The organism is Candidatus Binataceae bacterium (assembly GCA_035308025.1).
Lineage (GTDB): Bacteria > Desulfobacterota > Binatia > Binatales > Binataceae > JAJPHI01.
Map to the genome: position 1 here is coordinate 64,961 of DATGHL010000012.1, position 21,041 is coordinate 86,001.

Annotated in this window: 24 protein-coding genes; 8 read left to right on the plus strand and 16 right to left on the minus strand. The window is 62.3% G+C overall.

Annotated elements, in window-relative coordinates; all coding sequences use genetic code 11:
- The 6 genes from sodC to fumC form a co-directional block, all read right to left on the minus strand.
- Entirely contained in the window at window positions 1-546 is a 546-nt protein-coding gene (gene sodC, locus VKS22_03020) for a superoxide dismutase [Cu-Zn] SodC (GenBank protein HLW69573.1), read from the minus strand.
- Between the two features lie 7 nt (window positions 547-553).
- Window positions 554-1,141: a 3-isopropylmalate dehydratase small subunit gene (gene leuD / locus VKS22_03025; GenBank protein HLW69574.1), complete on the minus strand. Its 588-nt coding sequence runs from the start codon at window positions 1,139-1,141 to the stop codon at window positions 554-556.
- 168 nt (window positions 1,142-1,309) lie between these two features.
- On the minus strand, window positions 1,310-2,362 hold the full coding sequence (locus tag VKS22_03030; protein HLW69575.1) for an LLM class flavin-dependent oxidoreductase: 1,053 nt from the start codon (window positions 2,360-2,362) through the stop codon (window positions 1,310-1,312).
- Between the two features lie 81 nt (window positions 2,363-2,443).
- Window positions 2,444-3,853, minus strand: a complete 1,410-nt coding sequence (leuC, locus tag VKS22_03035) for a 3-isopropylmalate dehydratase large subunit (protein HLW69576.1) — start codon at window positions 3,851-3,853, stop codon at window positions 2,444-2,446.
- A gap of 77 nt (window positions 3,854-3,930) precedes the next feature.
- Window positions 3,931-4,422 carry a hypothetical protein gene (locus tag VKS22_03040; GenBank protein HLW69577.1) on the minus strand — a complete coding sequence of 164 codons (492 nt, stop codon included), beginning with the start codon at window positions 4,420-4,422 and terminating at the stop codon, window positions 3,931-3,933.
- A gap of 41 nt (window positions 4,423-4,463) precedes the next feature.
- Window positions 4,464-5,870 (minus strand): class II fumarate hydratase, encoded by a 1,407-nt coding sequence (gene fumC, locus VKS22_03045; GenBank protein HLW69578.1) that lies wholly within the window; start codon window positions 5,868-5,870, stop codon window positions 4,464-4,466.
- A gap of 259 nt (window positions 5,871-6,129) precedes the next feature.
- Here fumC and VKS22_03050 point away from each other — a divergent pair, with 259 nt between their 5' ends.
- Window positions 6,130-6,486, plus strand: a complete 357-nt coding sequence (locus tag VKS22_03050) for a ferredoxin family protein (protein HLW69579.1) — start codon at window positions 6,130-6,132, stop codon at window positions 6,484-6,486.
- Window positions 6,487-6,640: 154 nt separating this feature from the next.
- Here VKS22_03050 and jag read toward each other — a convergent pair whose 3' ends face one another.
- From jag to rpmH, 5 genes are read right to left on the minus strand one after another with little or no spacing between them, the layout of a single operon-like run.
- Window positions 6,641-7,783 carry an RNA-binding cell elongation regulator Jag/EloR gene (gene jag / locus VKS22_03055; GenBank protein ID HLW69580.1) on the minus strand — a complete coding sequence of 381 codons (1,143 nt, stop codon included), beginning with the start codon at window positions 7,781-7,783 and terminating at the stop codon, window positions 6,641-6,643.
- Window positions 7,780-9,471: a membrane protein insertase YidC gene (gene yidC, locus VKS22_03060; GenBank protein ID HLW69581.1), complete on the minus strand. Its 1,692-nt coding sequence runs from the start codon at window positions 9,469-9,471 to the stop codon at window positions 7,780-7,782. Before yidC ends, jag begins: the two co-directional genes overlap by 4 nt.
- Window positions 9,464-9,799, minus strand: a complete 336-nt coding sequence (yidD, locus tag VKS22_03065; protein ID HLW69582.1) for a membrane protein insertion efficiency factor YidD — start codon at window positions 9,797-9,799, stop codon at window positions 9,464-9,466. The genes yidC and yidD overlap by 8 nt, the downstream gene beginning before the upstream one ends.
- Entirely contained in the window at window positions 9,796-10,131 is a 336-nt protein-coding gene (gene rnpA, locus VKS22_03070) for a ribonuclease P protein component (GenBank protein ID HLW69583.1), read from the minus strand. Before rnpA ends, yidD begins: the two co-directional genes overlap by 4 nt.
- A gap of 41 nt (window positions 10,132-10,172) precedes the next feature.
- Window positions 10,173-10,331, minus strand: coding sequence for a 50S ribosomal protein L34 (rpmH, locus tag VKS22_03075; GenBank protein HLW69584.1), 159 nt, complete (start codon window positions 10,329-10,331; stop codon window positions 10,173-10,175).
- A 332-nt stretch (window positions 10,332-10,663) separates the two neighbouring features.
- Between rpmH and VKS22_03080 the strand changes: the two genes are divergently transcribed.
- From VKS22_03080 to VKS22_03090, 3 genes are read left to right on the plus strand one after another with little or no spacing between them, the layout of a single operon-like run.
- Window positions 10,664-11,680: a helical backbone metal receptor gene (locus VKS22_03080; protein ID HLW69585.1), complete on the plus strand. Its 1,017-nt coding sequence runs from the start codon at window positions 10,664-10,666 to the stop codon at window positions 11,678-11,680.
- Window positions 11,673-12,698: an iron ABC transporter permease gene (locus tag VKS22_03085; protein HLW69586.1), complete on the plus strand. Its 1,026-nt coding sequence runs from the start codon at window positions 11,673-11,675 to the stop codon at window positions 12,696-12,698. The genes VKS22_03080 and VKS22_03085 overlap by 8 nt, the downstream gene beginning before the upstream one ends.
- Window positions 12,695-13,525, plus strand: coding sequence for an ABC transporter ATP-binding protein (locus tag VKS22_03090; GenBank protein HLW69587.1), 831 nt, complete (start codon window positions 12,695-12,697; stop codon window positions 13,523-13,525). Before VKS22_03085 ends, VKS22_03090 begins: the two co-directional genes overlap by 4 nt.
- Before the next feature lie 28 nt (window positions 13,526-13,553).
- Here VKS22_03090 and VKS22_03095 read toward each other — a convergent pair whose 3' ends face one another.
- A complete protein-coding gene (locus VKS22_03095; protein HLW69588.1) occupies window positions 13,554-14,012 on the minus strand; it encodes a TspO/MBR family protein in 459 nt (152 codons plus the stop codon).
- 4 nt (window positions 14,013-14,016) lie between these two features.
- Between VKS22_03095 and VKS22_03100 the strand changes: the two genes are divergently transcribed.
- Genes VKS22_03100 through VKS22_03115 form a run of 4 tightly spaced genes read left to right on the plus strand, consistent with a single transcriptional unit; the run spans window position 14,017 to window position 17,070 of the window.
- Entirely contained in the window at window positions 14,017-14,214 is a 198-nt protein-coding gene (locus VKS22_03100; protein HLW69589.1) for a hypothetical protein, read from the plus strand.
- A 6-nt stretch (window positions 14,215-14,220) separates the two neighbouring features.
- Window positions 14,221-15,378 (plus strand): hypothetical protein, encoded by a 1,158-nt coding sequence (locus tag VKS22_03105; protein HLW69590.1) that lies wholly within the window; start codon window positions 14,221-14,223, stop codon window positions 15,376-15,378.
- A gap of 10 nt (window positions 15,379-15,388) precedes the next feature.
- On the plus strand, window positions 15,389-16,108 hold the full coding sequence (locus VKS22_03110) for an HAD family hydrolase (GenBank protein ID HLW69591.1): 720 nt from the start codon (window positions 15,389-15,391) through the stop codon (window positions 16,106-16,108).
- A gap of 11 nt (window positions 16,109-16,119) precedes the next feature.
- Complete coding sequence (locus VKS22_03115; protein ID HLW69592.1) at window positions 16,120-17,070, plus strand: metallophosphoesterase; 951 nt, start codon at window positions 16,120-16,122, stop codon at window positions 17,068-17,070.
- Window positions 17,071-17,146: 76 nt separating this feature from the next.
- Here the strand turns inward: VKS22_03115 and VKS22_03120 are convergent, their stop codons facing one another.
- From VKS22_03120 to VKS22_03135, 4 genes are all read right to left on the minus strand, one after another.
- Window positions 17,147-18,133, minus strand: a complete 987-nt coding sequence (locus tag VKS22_03120) for a site-specific DNA-methyltransferase (GenBank protein HLW69593.1) — start codon at window positions 18,131-18,133, stop codon at window positions 17,147-17,149.
- 39 nt (window positions 18,134-18,172) lie between these two features.
- Complete coding sequence (locus VKS22_03125) at window positions 18,173-18,733, minus strand: hypothetical protein (protein HLW69594.1); 561 nt, start codon at window positions 18,731-18,733, stop codon at window positions 18,173-18,175.
- A gap of 466 nt (window positions 18,734-19,199) precedes the next feature.
- A complete protein-coding gene (locus tag VKS22_03130) occupies window positions 19,200-20,000 on the minus strand; it encodes a hypothetical protein (protein HLW69595.1) in 801 nt (266 codons plus the stop codon).
- Window positions 20,001-20,013: 13 nt separating this feature from the next.
- Window positions 20,014-20,952: a cobalamin-binding protein gene (locus VKS22_03135; GenBank protein HLW69596.1), complete on the minus strand. Its 939-nt coding sequence runs from the start codon at window positions 20,950-20,952 to the stop codon at window positions 20,014-20,016.
- Between the last annotated feature and the right edge of the window lie 89 nt (window positions 20,953-21,041).

Here is a 21,041-nt window from a genome sequence, read left to right on the forward strand (position 1 = left end):
CTACGGAATTACTCCGCATGCGATACGCGGCCCGCCGCCGCCCAGCGGCTCAGGCTCGTCGGCATAGTTATCGCCGCCCGCATGAACCATGATCGCGCGACCCTGAACATCCTTGAGCAGCAGGCGCGGCGCGAGCACCGGCGTCGTCGCCTTGCCATCGGCGTTTACCACCAGCGGCGGCAGGTCGCCGGCATGCCCATTGCCATAGGGCCCCTTATGATGCCTGGTCGCGGCGGGATCGAGATGCCCCCCAGCGGCGAAGCCGGCGGCCATTTTGCCGTCATGATCGGCCGGCCCGCACGCAGGTTTTTCGTGGATATGGAAGCCGTGCACGCCGGCGGGCAAACCGGAAAGATTCGGCGTGACGAGCAGGCCCCACTTGCTGTCGGCGAAGGTGACAGAGCCGATCGCCGGCCCGACGCCCGCGGCGCTAATCGAGTTGACGGTCACCGTAACCGGCGGCGCGGCATGAGCCGCCGACATCATCGCGATTATCGCAGTCATCGCGATAGACAATGATGCAATCAGCGGGAGCCTTGAGATCATCACGCACTCACCGAAGAGCAGTCGGATGCTTCGTTTCGTAGGCGACGATCTCGGACTCATGCGCCAGCGTCAGTGCGATATCGTCGAGTCCTTCGAGCAGGCACTTCTTGGGGAATTCGTCGATCGCGAAGTGCGCCGACCAGCCCGCCTCATCGGTAACCTTTTGTCCCGCAAGATCGATCGTCAGGCTGTAGCCTTCGTGGCGCTTGATCGCGAGAAAGATCGCTTCGACCTCCTCCGGCTTGAGCACAATCGTCAGCACGCCGTTCTTGAGGCAGTTGTTGCGAAAAATATCGGCGAACGACGGCGCGATTATCACGCGAAAGCCGAAATCGGCCAGTGCCCAGACCGCATGCTCGCGCGATGAGCCGCAGCCGAAGTTGGCGCGCGCCACCAGGATACTCGCCGCCTTGAAGCGCGGTTCCGACAGCACGAACTGACTGTCGGGCTGATTGCGCCAGTCATAAAAAAGCGTCGCGCCCAGTCCGCTGCGCAGCACCGCCTTGAGAAACTGCTTGGGGATAATCTGATCAGTATCGACGTTGGGCCGATCCAACGGCGCCACTAATCCAGTGAAATTCTTGAATGGTTGCATTCGCTTCTCCCGCAGTCTGCATAACCCGCTCGCAAAAGAATCATTACGCTTTAGCTTGAACGATGCTTTTTTATCCCGCACCCGAGGACCTGAATCCACGAGGCGCGGCCTAATCAAACCTGCCAGGGGAAGAATCCCGGAGCGGTCCGGCCGCCACGACCGTGGAAACTAGGTCAGCCCCTGAATCACCTGCGTATTGAACTCGTCGATCACCGTTTGGTCCCCAGCGATCGCGACCTGGTTGACCCCGGCCGCGGTCATCTTTCGAATTCGCACCTGAATCTCCTCGGCCGAGCCGGTCAGAGTGGTCTCTTTAATCATTTTATCCGTCACGAGCGGCGCATGTTCGGGCTTAAACTCGACGCAATAGCCGGAGTAGAGGTCGAGATGGCGCGTCTCGATCGGCGTGTTGGGCGTGCGATACGCGTCCTTGAAGGTCATCAGATCATCGCGGATATCGGCGGGCAGTTCGTGTGGGTCTTTGACCGAGAGCGCAAAGATATTGCATTCGGACGTGACTAAAGGCCCTACCGCTCGTTGGACCTCAGCGAAACTCTCGCCAGGTTTGCTCAGGTGGAACGCCGTGGCAACCACAATATAAAGATCCTGAAGCCGCTTGCCCGCGCGCTCGGCGCCGCGCCGGACGTGGCCGAGTGTGTATTCAAGCAGGCTGTCGCCGACCACCCCGAACAGGATCACCCCGTCGCCAATTTCCCCGGCCAACTCGAGCGATTTGGGCCCACTGCCTGCTAGGTAAACCGGGATCCGGTCCCGCAGGTTAATTAGACCGGCCTCAGGGTTGAGAAACCTTATCTGCCGACGCCGGTCGCCTTCCTGATAGGGGACGGTCTCTCGGTTCCAGAGGCCGCGACACACCTCGACGTGGGTCCGCAGCTCCGCGAGCTTGGCGGCGGGCATCCCCAGCGTGCGTCTGCAAGTATTGCCCGTGCCGATACCCATAATCACGCGGCCCGGAGCAAGCACATTGAGCGTGGCAAAGTTGCAAGCGGTCACGGGAGCGATGCGGGAAGAAGGATTGGTGACGTTGGTGCCTAATTTGATCTTGCTGGTGTCGTTCGCGCACAGCGCCAAGCATTGAAAAACATCAGCCCAGATCATCTGGGTATCGCCCAGCCAGGCGTGTGTGAAACCACTGGCCTCAGCGAAAGCGACGTCCCTGCGAATATCAACACTTGCGAGCCAAAGAATCCCGAAATCCATAGCTGTTCCTCTCGCTCCGTGGCCTGTTTCCCAGCACTAATGCTGAAGCGATCTGGAGGGCCTGCGATACGCAGCGCTTTCCTACCTCTTCGCCCACTCGCGCACGTCGACGAAGTGGCCCGTGACCGCCGCCGCGGCCGCCATAATCGGACTCACAAGATGAGTGCGGCCGCCCTTGCCCTGACGCCCCTCGAAATTGCGATTCGAGGTGCTCGCCGAGCGCTGGCCCGGCGCCAGAATATCCGGATTCATCCCCAGGCACATGCTGCAACCCGACTCGCGCCACTCGAAGCCGGCCTCGACGAAGATCCGATCGAGCCCGAGACTCTCAGCCGCGGCCTTGACCTGCTGCGATCCCGGCACGACCAGCGCCCGGACCTTCGACGAGACTTTGCGTCCTTTGACGATCGCCGCCGCCGCCTGCAGGTCACTGATTCGCGCATTCGTGCATGAGCCGATAAACACCAGATCGACCGCGATCTCCTCGATCGGCGTGCCCGGCCGCAGCCCCATATATTCGAGCGCGAGCTCGGCCGCCCGCCGCTGCGGCGCATCCGCAAAACTCGACGGATCGGGCACCCGCGCCGTGACCTCCGTCACCATCCCGGGGTTAGTCCCCCAAGTCACCTGCGGGGCGAACGCGGCCGCATCGAAGCTGACGCTCTTGTCAAATTTCGCGCCCGCGTCCGTGCGAAAACCGAGCCAGCGCGCCGCCGCCTGATCGAACTCCTTGCCGCTCGCTACGTAGCGCCGTCCGCGCAGGTAATCGACCGTCTTCTGGTCCGCCGCAATCATGCCCGCCCGCGCGCCGCCCTCGATCGTCATGTTGCACACGGTCATCCGCTCTTCCATCGAGAAGTGCTCGATCGTCGAGCCGCGATACTCGATCACGTGGCCGGTGCCGCCGTCGGTGGTAATCTTGCCGATGATCCCGAGGATAACGTCCTTCGCGCCGACCCCCAGCCCGAGTTCACCCTCGACCCGCACCTCCATCGTCTTTGGCCGCGCCTGCCACAGGCACTGCGTTGCGAGGACGTGTTCGACTTCGCTGGTGCCGATACCGAAGGCCAGCGCACCCATCGCACCGTGAGTTGCGGTATGGCTGTCGCCACAGACGATCGTCATGCCTGGCTGCGACAGGCCCAGCTCGGGTCCGATAATATGCACGATGCCCTGCTCGCGATCGCCGAGGTCAAACAACTTGATCCCGAAATCACGGCAGTTCTTGCGCATCATCTCGATCTGGAGCTTGGAATCGGGATCGAGAATCGGCAGCGAACGATCGGTCGTCGGCACGTTATGATCTTGTGTCGCGAAGGTGCGATCCGGCCGCCGCACCTTGCGCCCCAGCTTCGTCAGCGACTCAAAGGCCACCGGCGAAGTCACCTCATGCACCAGATGCAGATCGACATAGAGCAGCGCCGGACTGCCGGGCGCTTCATACACGACATGTTCGTTCCAGATTTTCTCAAACAACGTCTGCGCGGCCATGTTCTAAAATTCCCTCCGCGGAAACCCAATCGTCCAACCTTCAGGAATTATCCGACCAACTGCGCCTGCGTCAAAGCCTACTGCGCCGGTTTGCCGACGTCACTGGCCGACGCGCGCGGCAAGCCGACCGAGACGTGGACCACTAAGTAGCGCCACTTCCCGTCCTTCTCATGGATCAACTCGGTGGCCCGCACCAGCGCCGAATTGCCGAGCTTGTCGGTGGCCTCAAACTGCCGCACGATCATGATGAAGTCGGGGCCCATCGAGGTCGCCGAGAGGCTCATAGTTTTAAGCGCGGCCTTGTGCTGCGCATCGGGGCAAAACGCCGCGTCGAAATTCTTCACTAGCGGGGCAATCTCGGCTTTGCCGCCCCCGAGTTCTCCGTCGCCGGGAAAGATCGCGGCCGCGTGATCCTCAAAAAAATCCAGGGCGGCGCCAGGCGTGCAGGCCAGCAGCGCAGCATCGTAGGCCTGATCAGTCGCCTTCGCCGTCGCGACCGCATCGGCCATCGCCGAGCGCGCGAGCATGAGCATCATCACCAGAGCTAGCGCGACACCGAATGTCTTCAATCCCACCTCTCCTTTTCGATTCTCGCTGGCGCGCCCGTCGGTTACTGCTCCGGCGCGATCATCTTCTCCGCCACCACGTAACGATCGAACTCCTCGGGCTTAAGCAGATTCAGCGCCAGACAGGCCGCCCTCAGGGTCGTGCCCTCATGATGGGCCTTCTTGGCGACCTTGGCCGCATTATCGTAACCGATATGCGGACTTAGCGCCGTCACCAGCATCAGCGAGTTCGCGACGTAGTCCGCGATCCGTTCGCGATTCACCTCGAGTCCCTCGACGCAATGTTCCGCAAAGAGCCCGCAGGCGTCGCTCAGCAGCCGGATCGAATGCAGCAGATTATGGATAATCACCGGCTTGAAGACGTTCAGCTCGAAATTCCCCTGCGAGCCGGCGAAACCGATCGCCGCGTCATTGCCCATCACCTGCACGCAGACCATGGTCATCGCCTCCGACTGGGTCGGATTTACCTTGCCGGGCATGATCGAGGAGCCCGGCTCATTCTCAGGCAGTACGAGTTCGCCCAGGCCGCAGCGCGGTCCCGAGCCCATCCAGCGCAGGTCGTTCGCAAGCTTCATCAGCGCGCAGGCCAGCGCCTTGAGCATCCCGCTGGCCGCCACCAATGCGTCATGCCCGGCCAGCGCTGCGAATTTGTTCGGCGCCGAGGTGAACTTGAGCCCGGTCAATTGCGCGATCCGCGCGGCGCAGCGCTCAGCGAACTCCGGATGGGTATTCAGGCCCGTGCCGACGGCGGTGCCGCCGATCGCCAGCTCCATTACCTCCGGCAGTAGCGCTTCGATCCGCTTGATACCGTACTCAAGTTGCGCAATATAGCCCGAGAACTCCTGCCCGAAGGTCAGGGGCACCGCATCCATCAGATGGGTCCTGCCGATCTTGACGATATCCGCGATCTCCGTCTGCTTGCGCCTGAGCGCCTCGATTAAGCCCTTGACCGCCGGGACCAGCCGATGGGTCAGTTCTTCGGCCGCCGCCACATGCATCGCGGTGGGAAACGTGTCGTTCGAGGATTGCGACATATTGACGTGATCGTTCGGATGGATCGGCTGTTTGCTGCCGAGCTCGCCGCCCGCCAGCGCGATCGCGCGATTCGAGATCACCTCGTTCGCATTCATGTTGGTCTGCGTGCCGCTGCCGGTCTGCCAGATGCGCAGCGGAAACTCGGCGTCGAGCCGGCCGGCAATCACTTCGTCCGCTGCCTGCACGATCAAATCCGCCAGCTTCGGCGCCAGCTTGTTGAAATCGCGATTGACCTCGGCTGCGGCCCGCTTCAGGATGCCGAAGGCCCGGATCATCGCGCGCGGCATCACGTCCTGCGCAATCGCGAAATGGATTAGCGAGCGCTCGGTCTGCGCGCCCCAGTAATGCTCGGCCGGCACTTCGATCTTGCCCATGCTGTCGCTCTCAACCCGAACCCGTTTAGCGCCTTCCGCCATGACTACTCTCCGTGAAGAATTTCCTGCGCGACAGCTCTAGCGCATCACCCGCGCTCCGAGCAATCAAGCCTAAGAGATTGGTACTGGCCGTAAGACAGCACCAATAGATTGAGTCAGCGGCCCGTTGAAACCAGCCTGCTACTATGACAAAAAGCTGCGTGAGCGTTTGACCCGAATCCTTTTGCGCGCGGCCCTTTTCCATGCGCGGCCGTCAGGATATGGTTTACTCCTCATAACGTGCAGGAGAGATTTTGCCGCCATGCCATGGACGATAACCCGCCTCTGTATTGATTGCGTGGACACCGGATGCGTCAGCGTATGCCCGGTCGATTGCATCTACGAGTATGTCGGCGAGGATCGCGAACGCTTTCCCAACATGCTCTATATCCATCCCGACGAGTGTATCGATTGCGGCGCCTGCGAGCCCGAATGCCCGTGGCAGGCGATCTTTGAGGAGCCGGCGGTCCCCGAAATCTTCAACGCCGACATCGCTCTCAATCACGCGACCGTCGATATGGCCGATCAGTTTAAGGTGAAAACCTTCGTCACTACCGAACATCCGACCCCGGATCAGATCGCCGCCAACAAGGCCAAGTGGGGCTGGACCGACGGCTGAGCACTAACACTAGCGGAGCGCCTACTGGCGCGGAGCGAGCAGGCGAGTCTGCGAGCTGCGTTAAAATTCTTGGTTAGCGAAATGACGGTGCGGACTAGCGGGACGAAGCGGTGCGAGCCCGCTCGCTCCGCGCCAGTAGGCGCTCCACTAGCGCTTAAACAATCCGCTTCTGGCCGTGACGAAAACCGCCCTGCTCGCCGACCGGCGGTGGCGTGTCGTCACGCGGATCACTGTCCGGTCCGCGGCGCTGGTCGCGTTCGCGGCGAGGCTCACGGCCACGGCGCGGATCGCGCTCGCGACTCGCACCGCCGCTGTCGCGCCGTTCATCCACCGGGACGATCTGGATCGCCCGCAAAAAACCCTCGCCCGCCGAGCGCGTCGTCAGCAACGGATCATCCTTGAGGGCGAGGTGCACGACCCGCCGATCGCGCGCCGGCATCGGCTCGAGCATTACCGCCTGATGCTCCCGCTTGGCCTCTTCGCCGCGCGCCAGGGCCATCCGATGAAGTTGGCCGCGCCGGCGCGCGCGATAGGATTCCGTATCGATTGAAATCGGCGGCGCGTCCTTGAGCCGCCGCGCGATGATCCGGTTGATCGCGTACTCAAGCGCGTCCAGCGTCTGCCCGTGACGCCCGATCAGTAGCCCGGAGCCGTCGCTTTTGATGTTCAGTTCGAGCAGCTCGGCGTCGTCGTCGCACACCGTTTCGACAACGGCCTGCTCGCCCATCAGTTCCAGCACCCGCTCGAGCAGCGCGCGGCCTTCCGCCACCAGCGCCTTCGTATCGCCGGTGCGGCGGTCGTCTTCACCTCCGCAGCTGGGCTCACCCCCGAGGGGCTCGTTCACCCGCGGCGCGCGCGCCTCGAGTTTGTCGTCGCGATCGCGACTGCGGCTCTCCTCTCTGACCGGCCGCCGCTGTTCGAGAGGCCGCTCCGCTAACGGAGCTTTAATCGGCGGCTCGCGAACTGGCGCCACCGGCCCACGGGCCGGCGGCTGCGCCGGGCGCGCATGTGGCGGCGCGGCTGACGGCTTCGACGGAGCGGGCGTGCGCGGCCGCGGTGGCGGTGCCGGCGGCGGCGACATCACCCCGCTGCGCGCGGCCGCCGGAGCGCGACGGCTCACCCGCACCCGCGCCTGACGTGCGCCCAGTCCCAGCAGCCCGCTACGCGGCGTGCTCAGCACGGTTATCGCGACGTCGTCCGCGCCGGCGCCCAGACGTTCGAGCGCCTGGCTTATCGCCTCGTCAACGGTCGCCGCAGTTACTTCGATTGAGTCGTTGGAATCGTTCGGCATACTCATGTCGTCGCCGGCTCAGGCACAACCTGTTTGAATTCGCGATTCAGCACCACCTGCTGCGCGATTCCCAGCAGGTTCGAGGCAAAGTAGTACAGCGAGAGTCCCGACGGAAGCGAGAGGAAGATCAGGCTGAAGGCCAGCGGCATGATCATCATCATCTTTTGCTGGCTTGGATCGGGCTGGCGCGGCAACAGCCACTGCTGGCCGAAGGCCGACAGCGTCATCAGCAGCACCAGCACCGGGATGCCGTGACAGGTGGTCATCGGGATCTGCGGGATTCCGGCGATATGCAGACAATCGGGCGCAGAGAGATCCTGAATCCAGCCGACAAACGGCGCGTGGCGCAGATCGACCGCATTGAGCAGCGCCTCATACAGGCCGATAAAGACCGGAAACTGCACGACCATCGGCAGGCAGCCGCCCAACGGATTGACGTGATTGCGCTTGTAGAGGTCAACCATCTCGCGGTTGAGCCGCTCGGAATCGTCCTTGAACTTTTCGCGCAGCCGGGTTACCTGCGGCTGCAGCCGCTGCATCCTCATCATCGATCGCTGACCCTTGATCGACATCGGCAGGGTCAACAGGCGCACCACTACGGTCAGCAGGATGATAGCAATTCCGTAGTTCGGCACAACGCGATAGAAGAGCTTGAGCAGCCGCAAAAACGGCAATGCGATGATCCCCCAGAAGCCCAGGTCGATCGCCTTGCTCAGACTCGGATCGACCGCCTCGAGCACCTCGAGCGCCTTGGGCCCCATGAAGACGCGGCTCGTGGCGCTCGCGACCCCGCTGAAGATCAGTTGCGCGTCGCCCTGATTGCCGTTCACGCTCATCACGAGCTTGCCGCTCAGCGGACGCTCCGGCAGGAAAGCCGCGAGGAAATAGCGATCACCGAAGCCGGCGTAGCTGATCGCGCCGTTGAGCGGCGCAACGCCCTTATTCAGCGCCTTTGGCAGTTCGGTCAGCGCCTTGCCGTTTACATCGGCCTGAATCTCCGGATAGTCGCGATAGCCTGCCAGCTCGGTGAGCGGCTGACTCATAGTCAGACCGACGCCGTCGGGCGGGGGACCTGATGCCGTCGTCGCGCGCGCCGCGACCGTGAAGACGTAGCCTGCGGGCGCAAAGCTGAAGCTCTTTTCGAGCCTGAGGCCGTCAGCGGTGGAGGCGGTGAAAGTGACTGTGGCCGGCGCGCCGGCACTAACCTTGATCTGGGCCGGCGAGGTGGTTGTGTAATCGATCCCGGCGTCATCGATCGTCGCCGCGCCGCGCCCCACTACCATCCCGATCGGCATCCGATCGCCGGGCCGGATCAGCTCGTAATCCGGACTGCCGCGTTCGCCCGTCTGGCGATATTTCTTCAGCCGGAAACTGACCAGGCGGGCGCCGTAACTGCTCAGAGTTGCCGTGTACAACTCGGTCTCGACGGTCACCGAACGCTCGATCTCGCCCGGCGCAGTGGCTCTCGTCGCGGCAGTCGTGGCGCCTGCTCCGGCCGCAGGCGCATTAGCCGCGAGCGACGCGCCTGCAGGCCCGGCTCCAGCCGCCGAGGGAGCTGCCTCCGGCGTTGCGCTCCCGGCATGTTTGGCCTTCGGGCCGTAAAGGCTCGGATAGCGCCATTGGAGGAATTGCTGATAGCCGAAGATCACGGCCATCGTTACCACGATCGCGAGTATGAGGCGATTGTTATCCAAGTAGCTCTCTTTTTTCGCCCGCCGCTGTGCAAGCACCGGCTACCGGATCGTAGCCCCAGCCACCGCCGGGACGGCATCGCAGGAGCCGTCGGATGGCCATCCAGCCGCCGCGCGCGGCGCCATGATGCGCGATCGCTGCACTGGCATATTCTGAGCACGTCGGCTCGAAGCGGCAGGCCGGACCCAGCGCCGCCGCCAAGATCGGCGACAGCACGACGCGATAAATTACCAACGCGGCCAGCGTCAACACCCGGCCAGCGCGCGCGACCGCACTTCCCGCGACGCGGCTAAACCGCACGACTAACCGCGACTGTGCATCATGGTTCATGGGGAGACGTGCAACCGCGACGGCAACTGTGTGATCGCCGCCGCCAGCTCGGCGCGCAGCGCGGATGAATCGAGTTCGCCGGCGCCGCCGCGCGCGATCACAACGACATCGGTTCCGGGAGCGATCGCTTGCCGCAGGCTCTGCCGAAAACACTCGCGCACCCGCCGCTTGATCCGATTGCGCACGACCGCGCCGCCGATCTTGCGCGAGACCGTGATTCCCAATCGCACCCGTGGATTCTCCGGAGCCTTGGCGGCGTAGATCACGAAATGTGCGGCTTGATAGCGGAAGCCGACGCGCTGGGCACGGAGGAATTCACTCCGCCGATGCAGGCGGTCAGCCGCGCCAAAACCAACGCCGGACGACTCCGCGGCTAGCCCGGCTGTTTCGGCGGAATCGAGATCGCCAGCCGCGTACGCCCCTTGGCCCGCCGCCGTTTGAGAATGTTCCGCCCGCCGGGGGTCGCCATGCGGGCGAGAAAGCCGTGCGTGCGGACGCGCTTGCGATTGTGCGGTTGATAGGTTCTTTTCATCTGTCGCGGTCAAGTTCAACGAGCCCGATGCTCGCACCTTTCTCTTTTTGTCATTCTGAGCGGAGCCACCTTGCAACGCAGTCGAAGGACCCCGGTCTTTTCTTTTACCCCGCCCCGATCCTCGCGAGGTTACCGGATAGCGACTATCTGCAATGACGGATTATGCCAGCAAGCCCATCATCGAACCACACCCCGCCTACCAGAGCAACCCGTCTCGTTTCCGTCGCCCATTCTGTCATTCTGAGCGAAGCGAAGAATCCCGGTCCTAATTATTTCGACGAGCGCGGCTCATCGGTAGCCGTGATGCGCGATTTTAAGGGGGGGGTCGCTGGATGCTTGAAAGCCGATGGCCACCGCGAGCGGCGCGTCTCGGCAAAGCGCGCCGCGCGTCGAGCAGGCGCCGCGAGCATCGCGCCCGTCCGCTTAAACCCACCTCCTTCATCATGTACTGTCGCGACGTGAACGCGCTTGCGCCGCTGATCCTGCTCATCTTCCTGACCTTGCTCGCAGGATGTGCGCGCAATCCCAAGACTGCGATCCCAGGCGGCGCGGGCCGCCAACGCCTCGTTTCACTGGCGCCGTCGGTGACCGAGACGCTCTTCGCGCTCGGCGCCGGCGGCGAAACCGTCGGCGTCTCGCAGTACGACGACTACCCGCCGGCGGTGCGCAGTCTGCCGCGCGTCGGCTCCTTCCTGACCCCGAATATCGAGGCGATCGCCGCTCTCCGCCCCACGCTCGTCATCGGGCTCTCAACCTCCTCGGACCTCCGCGAAATTCGCGCACTCAACGCGATGGGCATCGCCACCCTGATGGCTGACGACGGCTCGGTCGCGGCGATCGAGCGCAGCACGATTCTCGTCGGCGAGCGCATCGGACGGGGCGCCGCGGCGCGCGCGCTGGTCGCCGCATTACGCGGTCATCTCGAGGCGGTTGCCCGGCGGCTGAGGAGTACGCCGCGTCGCAAGGTCCTGATGGTGGTCGGCCATCAGCCGATGGTCGCGGTTGGGCGCGGCACTTTCCTCGACGAGTTGCTGACGCTGGCGGACGCCGCAAATATCGCCGACGCCTCGAATCAGGCCTGGCCGCGGCTCAGCCTCGAGTACGTCATTGCAACGCGCCCCGACGTCATTCTCGACGGCCAGATGGGTTCCGATCCCTCAACTCCGGGCCGCTTCTGGAGCCGCTATCCGACGATTCCCGCCGTCCAGAGTCATCGCGTCTTCGGCTATCCGGAAGATCCGACGCTGCATCCGGGACCGCGCATCGGGCTGACGCTCGATCTGCTAGCGCGCCGGATTCATCCCGAGGCCCTCGCACAACCTGGATTCGAGGACGCGGCGCGTGACTGAGCGTGTACGCGGCGCGCATCTTACGCCGGCGCGGATGACGACGACCTTGGCCGCGCTCGCGGCGGGCGTCGTCGCGATCGCGATCATCGCGACCGCGTTTGGCAGCGTGCACATTAGTCTGCTGCGCGCGGTCGCCGATCCCTTGAGCCCCGATCGTGCGATCCTGATCGGCGCCCGAATGCCGCGCGTCCTGATCGGCGCGATCGTCGGCGCGGTGCTCGCCGCGGCGGGCGTCGCGTTGCAGGCGCTCGTGCGCAATCCGCTGGCTGAGGGCGGTATCCTCGGAATCTCGGGCGGCGGCGCCTTCGGCGCGGTCGCTGCGATGATCCTGTTTTCCCATTACGCCGCCGCCGACGCGATCGTACCGGCCGCCGCCTTCCTCGCCGCCTTGCTCTCGACCGCCGCGGTTTATCGACTCGCCCAGGTCGAAGGGCGGCTCGAACCCTTCACCCTGCTGCTGGTCGGCGTCATCTTCAACGCCTTCTGGGGCGCGGCGATCATGCTGATCAACAGCATCGTCAACTTCTACTTCACCCACAGCATCATTTTCTGGCTGATGGGGAGTTTCGAGGCCCCCACCTATCGGGAAGTCGCGATGGTAACGCTGCTGGGCTTCGCCGGATTTATCGTACTGATCGCGCGGGCGCGCGATATGAATCTGCTGAGCCTCGGCGACGACGAGGCGGCCGAACTCGGCGTCGAGGTTGATCGTGCGCGCAGACTCATCTTCGTCACGACCTCGGTGATGATCGGCGCGGCGGTCTCCGTCAGCGGCATTATCTCGTTCGTCGGCCTGATCGTGCCGCACGTTCTGCGGATGGCGTTGGGCGCCGACCATCGGCTGCTGTTGCCCGCTTCGATTCTCGGCGGCGCGGCCTTCGCGCTGGCGGCTGACCTCGTGGCGCGCACCGTGATCGCGCCGGCCGAGCTGCCGGTCGGCGCAATCACCGCCTTGTGCGGCGGACCCTTCTTCATCTACGTGCTGCGGCGCGAGGGGCGCAAATCGCTCGCGCTATGAGCCCGCTTGCGGACGAAATCGCGCTGCGCGCAAGCGGGCTCGTCGCCAGTTACGATCCCCATCCCGCCGCGCCTCCGGTGCTGAATAACGTTGCGCTTGAGGTCAGAGCCGGCGAGCTCCTGGCAATTGTCGGACCCAACGGCGCAGGCAAATCCACGCTGCTGCGCGTGCTCAGCGGGGCGCTCGAGCCGCGCGCGGGACTGGTCGAACTGTTCGGTCGTCCGCTCAAAAGCTACGACCGCCGCGCGATCGCTCGCACGTTGGCGTCGGTCGCGCAGGAAAACTCGGTCGCCTTTCAGTTTTCCGTCACCGAGATCGTCCTGATGGGCCGCGCGCCGCATCTCGGCCCATTTCATCTCGAGTCGCCGGGCGACGTTGCGATTGCGCGCGCGGCGATGGCCCGCTTCGATCTGAGCGGTCTGGGCAGCCGTTCGATTCAGGAACTCTCCGGCGGCGAACGCAAGCGCGTCTTTCTCGCCCGCGCGCTCGCCCAGGAGCCGCGCGTGATTTTGCTCGACGAGCCGACCGCCTTCCTCGACCTGCGCCACGTCGCCGAGATCTTCGAGTGCTTTCGCCAGCTCCGCGCTGAGCGCCGCCTCGCGGTCGTCGCCACCCTGCACGATCTGAATGCCGCGGCGCTCTATGCTGATCGCATCCTGATGCTCAAAGGCGGCGTCACCGTCGGCTACGGGATGCCCGAAGAGGTTTTCGATCCGGTGCGGCTGCGGGAGGTCTACGAGGTCGAGGTCCACGTCGGCCGCAGCCCGGTTTCGGGTGCGCTGGTGGTCTACCCAGCCGTGGCTGCCACGGCACGTCCGCCCGCATGATTACTCCGCCGTCAGAGTTTTTTACGGCTTATTGAGTGGCAGGAGCGGCACGGCTGTTGAGCCACCAAACTCCGCCGTTGAGATAGCCCGCAAAGCTGACCCATGCGATATACGGAATTAATATCGCGCCGGCCAACGGCACTATCGCCGAGAACGCCACGATCGTGGCCGCAATCGCGATCCAGAGCAGGATCAGATCGCACAAGGCGGCGGCGGGGCTCTGCAGACGAAAAAAGAGGATGCTCCAGAGAAAATTCAGCGCGAGTTGAACAAGGAATATCTCCAGCGCCCCAGTGCCGGCGCTTCGCTCGCACCAGATCAGCCACGCGGCAACCGTCGTGATAACGTAGAGCAAACCCCAGACCGGACCAAACACCCAGTTGGGTGGGTTCAGCGGCGGCTTGCGCAGAGTATGATACCAACCCGTGATCGCATCGCGGGTGAGCCAGCCTGACAGCGCTCCAGTTCCCAGACACAATCCAATCAAGAGAATGAGTGAAATCCATCGTTCAAGCATCAACCTTTATCGTATGGAGGTTGGCTCGCCGCCGGCAAATCGTTCTGCAATCTTCCGTCTCGTTCCACTTGGATTTGATTTGATCACGCGCAACTTTACCGAGGCGGTTTCCCGCCACCTGAGACGCCACCGCCGCAACTTCGTCATCGCGATGCTCAACCGGCAGAGTTAAAGGCAAATGTTCATTGCATTAGGTAACGGCTCTTTGGCGAAGTACCCGCCCGGAGGCGGTCATTGGTCGTGGTTTCTTCAATACCCGCTTGGGCTGAAAGCGCTTGGCCACAAAATCCTGTGGGTTGAGTTGCTGCAGTCGACCGCCGACCCCGCAAGCGATGCGGCGCTTATTCGCGATTTCTTCACGCGCCTCCGCGACTACCAACTCGACGATGATAGCGTCCTCGTCCTGCTCCCGAATCTGGACGAACAACGGATCGAAGAGGGGCAGTTCTTCGGCAAGACCCGCAATCAACTCGAGGAAGCGATCAGAGCGAGCGATCTGCTATGGAATTTTTGTTGCGCATTGCGCGATCCCCTGCTCTCGAGGTTTCGCCGGCGCGTGCTGATTGACGTTGACCCGGGTCATCTGCAAGTCGTTACGAAGAGCTATCATTTCGATATGGGTATCTCAGCTCACGACGCCTTCCTGACCGTCGGCTCGAAGATCAACGATTTGGATTGTGAGATTCCACGGCTTGGACATACGTGGAAACCATTCTTCCCTTTTGTCTATCTGCCCTTGTGGCCGGCCATGCCGGACCCGGGGCCGCAGGCGCCCTTCACGTCGATAACGCAGTGGGAATGGGAAGAACTCACTTTAGATCACCGCGTTTTGAGCCTGTCCAAGCGCGCGGCTTATCGCAAATATGCAGCTCTTGCGCGCATCAGCGGGCGGCCCTTTGAGTTGGCGGCGAATATTGACACCGGCGACTACGGAAAAGACCGCGTCTTTTTTAGCGAGAATAACTGGAAACTCGCGGATCCCAATGAGGTGGCGACAACCCCGCTCAAGTATCAACAGTATATTCAGCGATCGCGCGCGGAAATCCAATGCCCCAAGCCGATCTTTCGAGATTTAAAAACCGGATGGATTAGCGATCGTAGTATCTGCTATCTGGCCAGCGGGCGCCCGGTGCTCGCCGAGAATACCGGGTTCCCCGACAAGGTGCCGGCAGGAGCAGGACTGGTCGCATTCAATTCGTTGGAGGAGGCAATTACAGCGGTGGCCGAAATTGACGCGCGTTACGACTATCACAGTCGCGCAGGACGCGAGTTAGTCACTGAGCTCTTCACTTCCGCGCGCTGTCTGCCCACGATGATCGCTGATTCCGAGGTCTGACGACGGCGTTATGTCGCAAGCGATTCTCGCGCAGGCGCGGCGGGGCGGTTGGAATCTGATCTTCGACGCCGACGATACGTTGTGGGACTCGAACGTTCACTTTCTCGAGGCCCAGTCGGCTTTCTTCATGGCGCTGCGTGAGGCCGGACTCGATGACGCGACGCGCATCTACGCGGCCATCCGCTCTCACGAACTCTCGATCATCGAGGAGATCGGCTATGGCCGCCGACCTTATGTTATGGCGCTCCGGCGGGTGGCCGAAGAATTGATCGAACCTGAGTTACACCTACGGGTTCAACCTCTGGTTGAAAAGATTGGCGCGGCGCTGCTCGAACGCCACTGCGAGTTGATGCCGGGGGTTGCCGCGACGCTCGCCGAACTCGCATCGCGTCATCGACTGATTCTGTTTACCAAAGGGCAACCCGACGAGCAGATGGCCAAGCTTGAGCGCTCCCGGCTGCGCGGATTTTTCAGCCGCGTCGGCGTGCCGCGCGAAAAAGATGCGGCGGCCTACGAGCGCCTCGTCGCGCAGGCCAATCTCGATCCGGCGCGTACAGTGATGATCGGCAACAGCCCGCGCTCCGACATCAATCCAGCGATTCGCGCCGGTCTGCGCGCCGCAGTCTACATCCCGCACGCGCAAACCTGGGACCTGGAACAGGAGGAGCTTGCGGCGGACGCGCGGATCCTGACCGTGCCCAGCTTCCCACATCTGACCGAACTGTTCTAAGATGCCATCACATGAGTACGAAACTAAAGCTTGTGGCGGACGGCCAAAAGCGCCGCCGCCGTGAGCCTGGCGCTGTCCCGCCGCGCAAGCCGCCGATCCCGCTGCGCCCGCTCCATCGGATGTGGCGCAAGACGATCGATGGCATCGAAGTGGCGGCGACCAACCTGCCAGTACGGCAGTTGCCGCCTGGATTAACGGGCTTGGTCGCATGTCAAATCAGCGACCTTCACGTCGATCGCGACGAAGATCTCGCGCGCCTTGAAGCGGCGGTCAAGGCGATCAATCGCCAGCAACCTGATCTGGTTTTTTTGACGGGGGACTATTTTTCCGGCGGCGATACGATGCGCCGCTATGCCGACGGTTTCCGGCGCGCGCTCGCCAGCCTCAATCCGCGCGTGGGCCTCTTTGCGATTCTCGGCAATCATGACCATTGGGCCTCGGCCAGCGTCGTGGGTGACGCGCTCAAGCGCGCCGGCGCGCGGTTGCTGGCGAATGAACATCAGCGCGTAGTGATTCGCGGCGACCATCTGGTCGTGGTCGGGATCGACGACTTGTGGGCGCGCAAGGCTGAACCGACGCGCGCCTTTCGCGGCCTGGCTCCCGACGAGTGCACGATCGTGCTCGCGCATAACCCGGATACTGCTCTGTACGCGCGTCATCTCGCGCCGGGCGTGATGCTCTCCGGCCACACGCACGGCGGCGTCGTGCGCATCCCTTACTACGGCTCGCCGATCCGCTCGATCCTGCGCATCGGCAAAAAGTTTTACGCCGGTTTGAATCGCTACAATGAATTCTACATCTATACGAATCGCGGACTCGGGACCTTCTGGCTGCGGATTCGCATCAACTGCCGCCCCGAGGTCTCGCGCTTCTCGCTGGCGATGCTAGAGGAGGGCGCCGGCTCGGAGGCCGCGGCGATCGAGCCTCCGCGTCGACCGCGGCGCGCCCGCGCCTCCGCATGATTGTAAGGGTGTGGGTCTGCTGAGGAGTTTCGCCCAACCTGACGCCTCACTCCTCTCCGAGCAACGGCGCCAATGGCTAGTGTCGACGCAGAGGAAGAAAGAGTTGACCGTCCCTCGCGGCTTCCGCAGGCTCCGCAATTGCGAGCTCGGCCGTAAGCTTCGGAAAGCGGAGCCTTCCCGCCTCGAGATAGCGAGACTCCAATTCGAATGCGAGCCATCGCCTTCTAAGCTGATCGCATACAGCTCCGGTCGTGTTTGAGCCGGCGAAAATGTCCACAACCAGATCGCCTTCATCAGTCAGAAAGTTGATAAAAAACTCTGGAAGCTGCGGCGGAAAACGAGCCGGATGCGGTTTGAGCCCAGCTTGCGCGCAAAGCTTAAGATATGTGCCGTTCGAATCATTGTTGCCCTGGACAATTAGGTTCGAACAAATCGCTCCCCCCTGATCACGTCCCCATTTCTGGGTGACGTTGTGCCCGGAAGGTCTTTGCTTCGCGCGGTAACCCTTCTGTATCAAGCGCTCCATGTCCCGGCTGTAGGGAACCAGTACTCTCCGGTTATCGGCATTCGGGTTAGGCGTTTTCGAGAGCCACCAGAGACAGTTGACGGAATCCTTGACTCGTATCCGACGGACAGTGACCCATTCAGCCGGCGCCGGCATCTTGCCGGGATTGTGCCAGTAGAACTCCTGCGCCAAATAAAAGTCGAGATCTTCGACTAACGAAATCAACAGCTTGAAGTGATAGAGCGATCTTGTCGGCCGGCCCGGCTCGTACGCTCCGCCAAGATCGATGACGAAGCTCCCATCCTCTGTGAGAACCCTTTTCACTTCCCGCGCGAACTCCAGGAACCACGGAATGTAATCGATCTGATCCTTGTTCCCGTATTCCTTCTTGAAGTGGAGTGCAAAAGGTGGAGAGGTGAGCACCAAGCTTACGCTCGCATCCGGCAATTCTCGCAGAAGCAGATGGGAATCGCCCACGTACGCTGCGCCAAGACCTGTCGCATATAGCGCCTTCTTCTTGAATGCCGGAAGACCGGAGGCGGAAATCGGTTTCTTCATATCGGACAGACTATGAGTATTGCCATGACGATGGCTTTGTCAACCTTTCACATCCTGGGTGGCCATAATAAAATCGTCGAACCAATATTTGTCGTCGCCCATGAGGGGTACGGACTGCATAACCTTGAGCACCTTGGGGTCCTCATCGCGCCGCGCGAGGCGACGCGCCGCGATAAAGCGAAATCTCCACTCGCCGGTCAGATTAAACGTGCACGCGGCCAGCAGGTCGAAATAGTCCGCCAAGTAGCCTCGGGTTTTTCGCCCCGCCTTATCTAAGCCCCCGCGGGTCTTTTGAATCTCGACCTTGCATCCGCGTTGCGCGGAGAAATTTTTACCACTCCGGAGATTCTTGCACTCGACGCGAAGTTTTTGTCTATCTTGCATCAGAAGTTCGAAATCGGGTAGCCCATCCGCGTCGTGCCACTGAATCGAGATAATCTGGCCGTCTGCGCGTAATCGTTCGAAATGGCGATACAGATAGAGCTCGGCCAGTTTCCCTTTGACGTCAACCTGAGCACGGAACCCGCGCTCGATCGCCTCCAAGATATCTTTCGCCGGAGCGTTGAATTTTCTCTCCAATGGATGGGAGGAGGAGGTCACCGCCGATCCTCTCTCAGAAGGACATCCAGGGTGACACCAAAGGCTCGGGCGATATCCGCCAGTACAGTCAGAGTTGGATTGCGCTCGCCGCGCTCGATCCCCCCAATATAAGTTGGATGCTTTTTAGCTTTGGACGCTAACTCCTCTTGGGTCCAGCCACGTCTGACCCTGAGCGTCCGCACCCGTCGGCCCAACGTGCCTTGGATAGCCTTCATTTCACGTCAGAAGGCTAGGCCAAGCAGCTCTCACGCTCCACAGACGATGAGTATTGTAGAAGACGATAAGTATTGTCTGGTGGGGTTGCGGAGCGCGGCGCGCGGCGAACGCGTAGCACCTCAGGATGGGCACACACGAGCGACGCGCTCAGATTCTCTACCAACCGCCGCGTCTCCGCCTGATCGTAAAGGTGCGGTTTAACTGCTGACCGGTTTCACACCCGCCTGCCACTCCTCGATATAATGCCGCTCTAGCCGAATGGATTATCGGACGCGACGGTCAGACCTTTCACCGCCGCCAGCAGATCCTGATACGCCGTCGCCTTTCCCGTTAGCGTCCGGTAGTTCGTCGAGAGGGTAGCGCCGGCAGCCTCTACGATTTGCGGAATAGTGAACCCAAGCGAGCGCATCCAGTAGACGTAAACGATGGCGCATCCGGTGGATACACCATCCTGATCGGTTTGCTCGGTTTTGCTGACCCAGTCGGGGAAACCAGCCTGGGCCCAAGCCGGCCCGGTAACAAACCCATCCAGTGTGCCCGCCGGCGTCTCCTGTTCGGCGCAAAAGCGCGACAGGCCCTCGCCATTGCTGAAGCCGCAACCCCATCCGCCGCCCTGCGCACCCATGAAGCACTCGCTCAATTCGGCAACGTAAAGCCCGATCTCCAGGTTCAGGGGATTGACGGCCGTAGTTGCAAACGTCGCATCGAGGTACAGAACGCTGCCTGACGCGAAGTCACAACCATAATGATATGCGCCGCCGGACCCATCGTTGTTTCCGCTCAGCGGCGCGATGAGGACCTCGACGGGAGCCCCAGCAATACCGAAGAACCTTTGCATATCGTCGTAGGGGCCGGTGACAGCATTCAGCAACTGTTGGGCAAGGTTCAATCCTTGAGCGCCGAGCGCGGCGTCATACGCGACTGTGATATTACCGCTAACCCCCACTTGGGTAGCGGGGTAGTCGAGACCTGTACGCCTGGCCGCAGCAATCTGCTCAGGGGTGCGCGCCTTGCGTTTTCCGCCGGCGGGAAGAAGCTCTTTAAGGCTCATATGTCCTCTCAACTTAGAAATTTGTTTTCCCAGACTCGATTCTTTGCCAGCCGGAGCCCTGATGGCCGAAGCTGAAGAGCTCCGGATGGAGCATCTCGGCGAGGATTTCCAACGACTCAACTATCCGAGGACCGGGGCGGTTGAAGTATTGATTGCCGTCGGCGAGGAAAACTCTGCGGCGCCGGACCGCCTCGAGTGCCGACCACTCTTTGCGATCGGTGAGCGTCGCCATCTCCGCGGCACTGCGATCCATATTGAAGCCGCAGGGCGCGATCATGATCACGTCGGGATTCGCCGCGACCAGCTCCTCAAACTTCATCCAGGGTGAGTGCTGCCCGGCGACGCCGAAGAGGTTGCGGCCGTGCGCCATAGCGATCAGCTCCGGCATCCAGTTGCCGGCCGCCATCAGCGGGTCGATCCATTCGATACAGGCGACGCGCGGCTTTGACGAGGCGGTCTTGGCGCGGCCTTCGATCACGCTCATCCGGCGGCTCAAATCCGTGACGAACTCGATCCCGCGCACGCCTGCGCCTAGGGCCATCGCGACGCGGCCAATGTCATTGAGGACGTCGCCGAGGTTCATCGGTGAGAGCGATACGATCCTGGGTGGCGGACCGCCGATCCAATCGGCCACTGCCAGTTCGACGTCGCGCTGGCTGACCGCACAGACCTCGCATTGCGATTGGGTCACGATGACGTCGGGTTGCAGAGCCCGCAGCGCGTCCGCATCGACGCGATAGACCGCCAGTGCGTTGCCGACGATCCGCTTGACGCGCTCGTTGATCGCGGCGCTCGAACCTTCGGGATCGAACTTGGGGCTGGTCAGGACCGGCAAGGAGGTCACTGCGGCGGGATAGTCGCATTCGTGCGAGCGGCCGACGAGCTGCTCCGTAAAGCCGAGTGCGCAGACAATCTCCGTGGCGCTGGGCAGCAGTGAAACGATTCGATGCATGGCAGGAGTCCTCAGTGATTGATTTATTGATCAGTTCGGCCGCGCGTCGCAGACTCCGCGGGCCCCTTGTCACTGTTCGGCAGTTATGC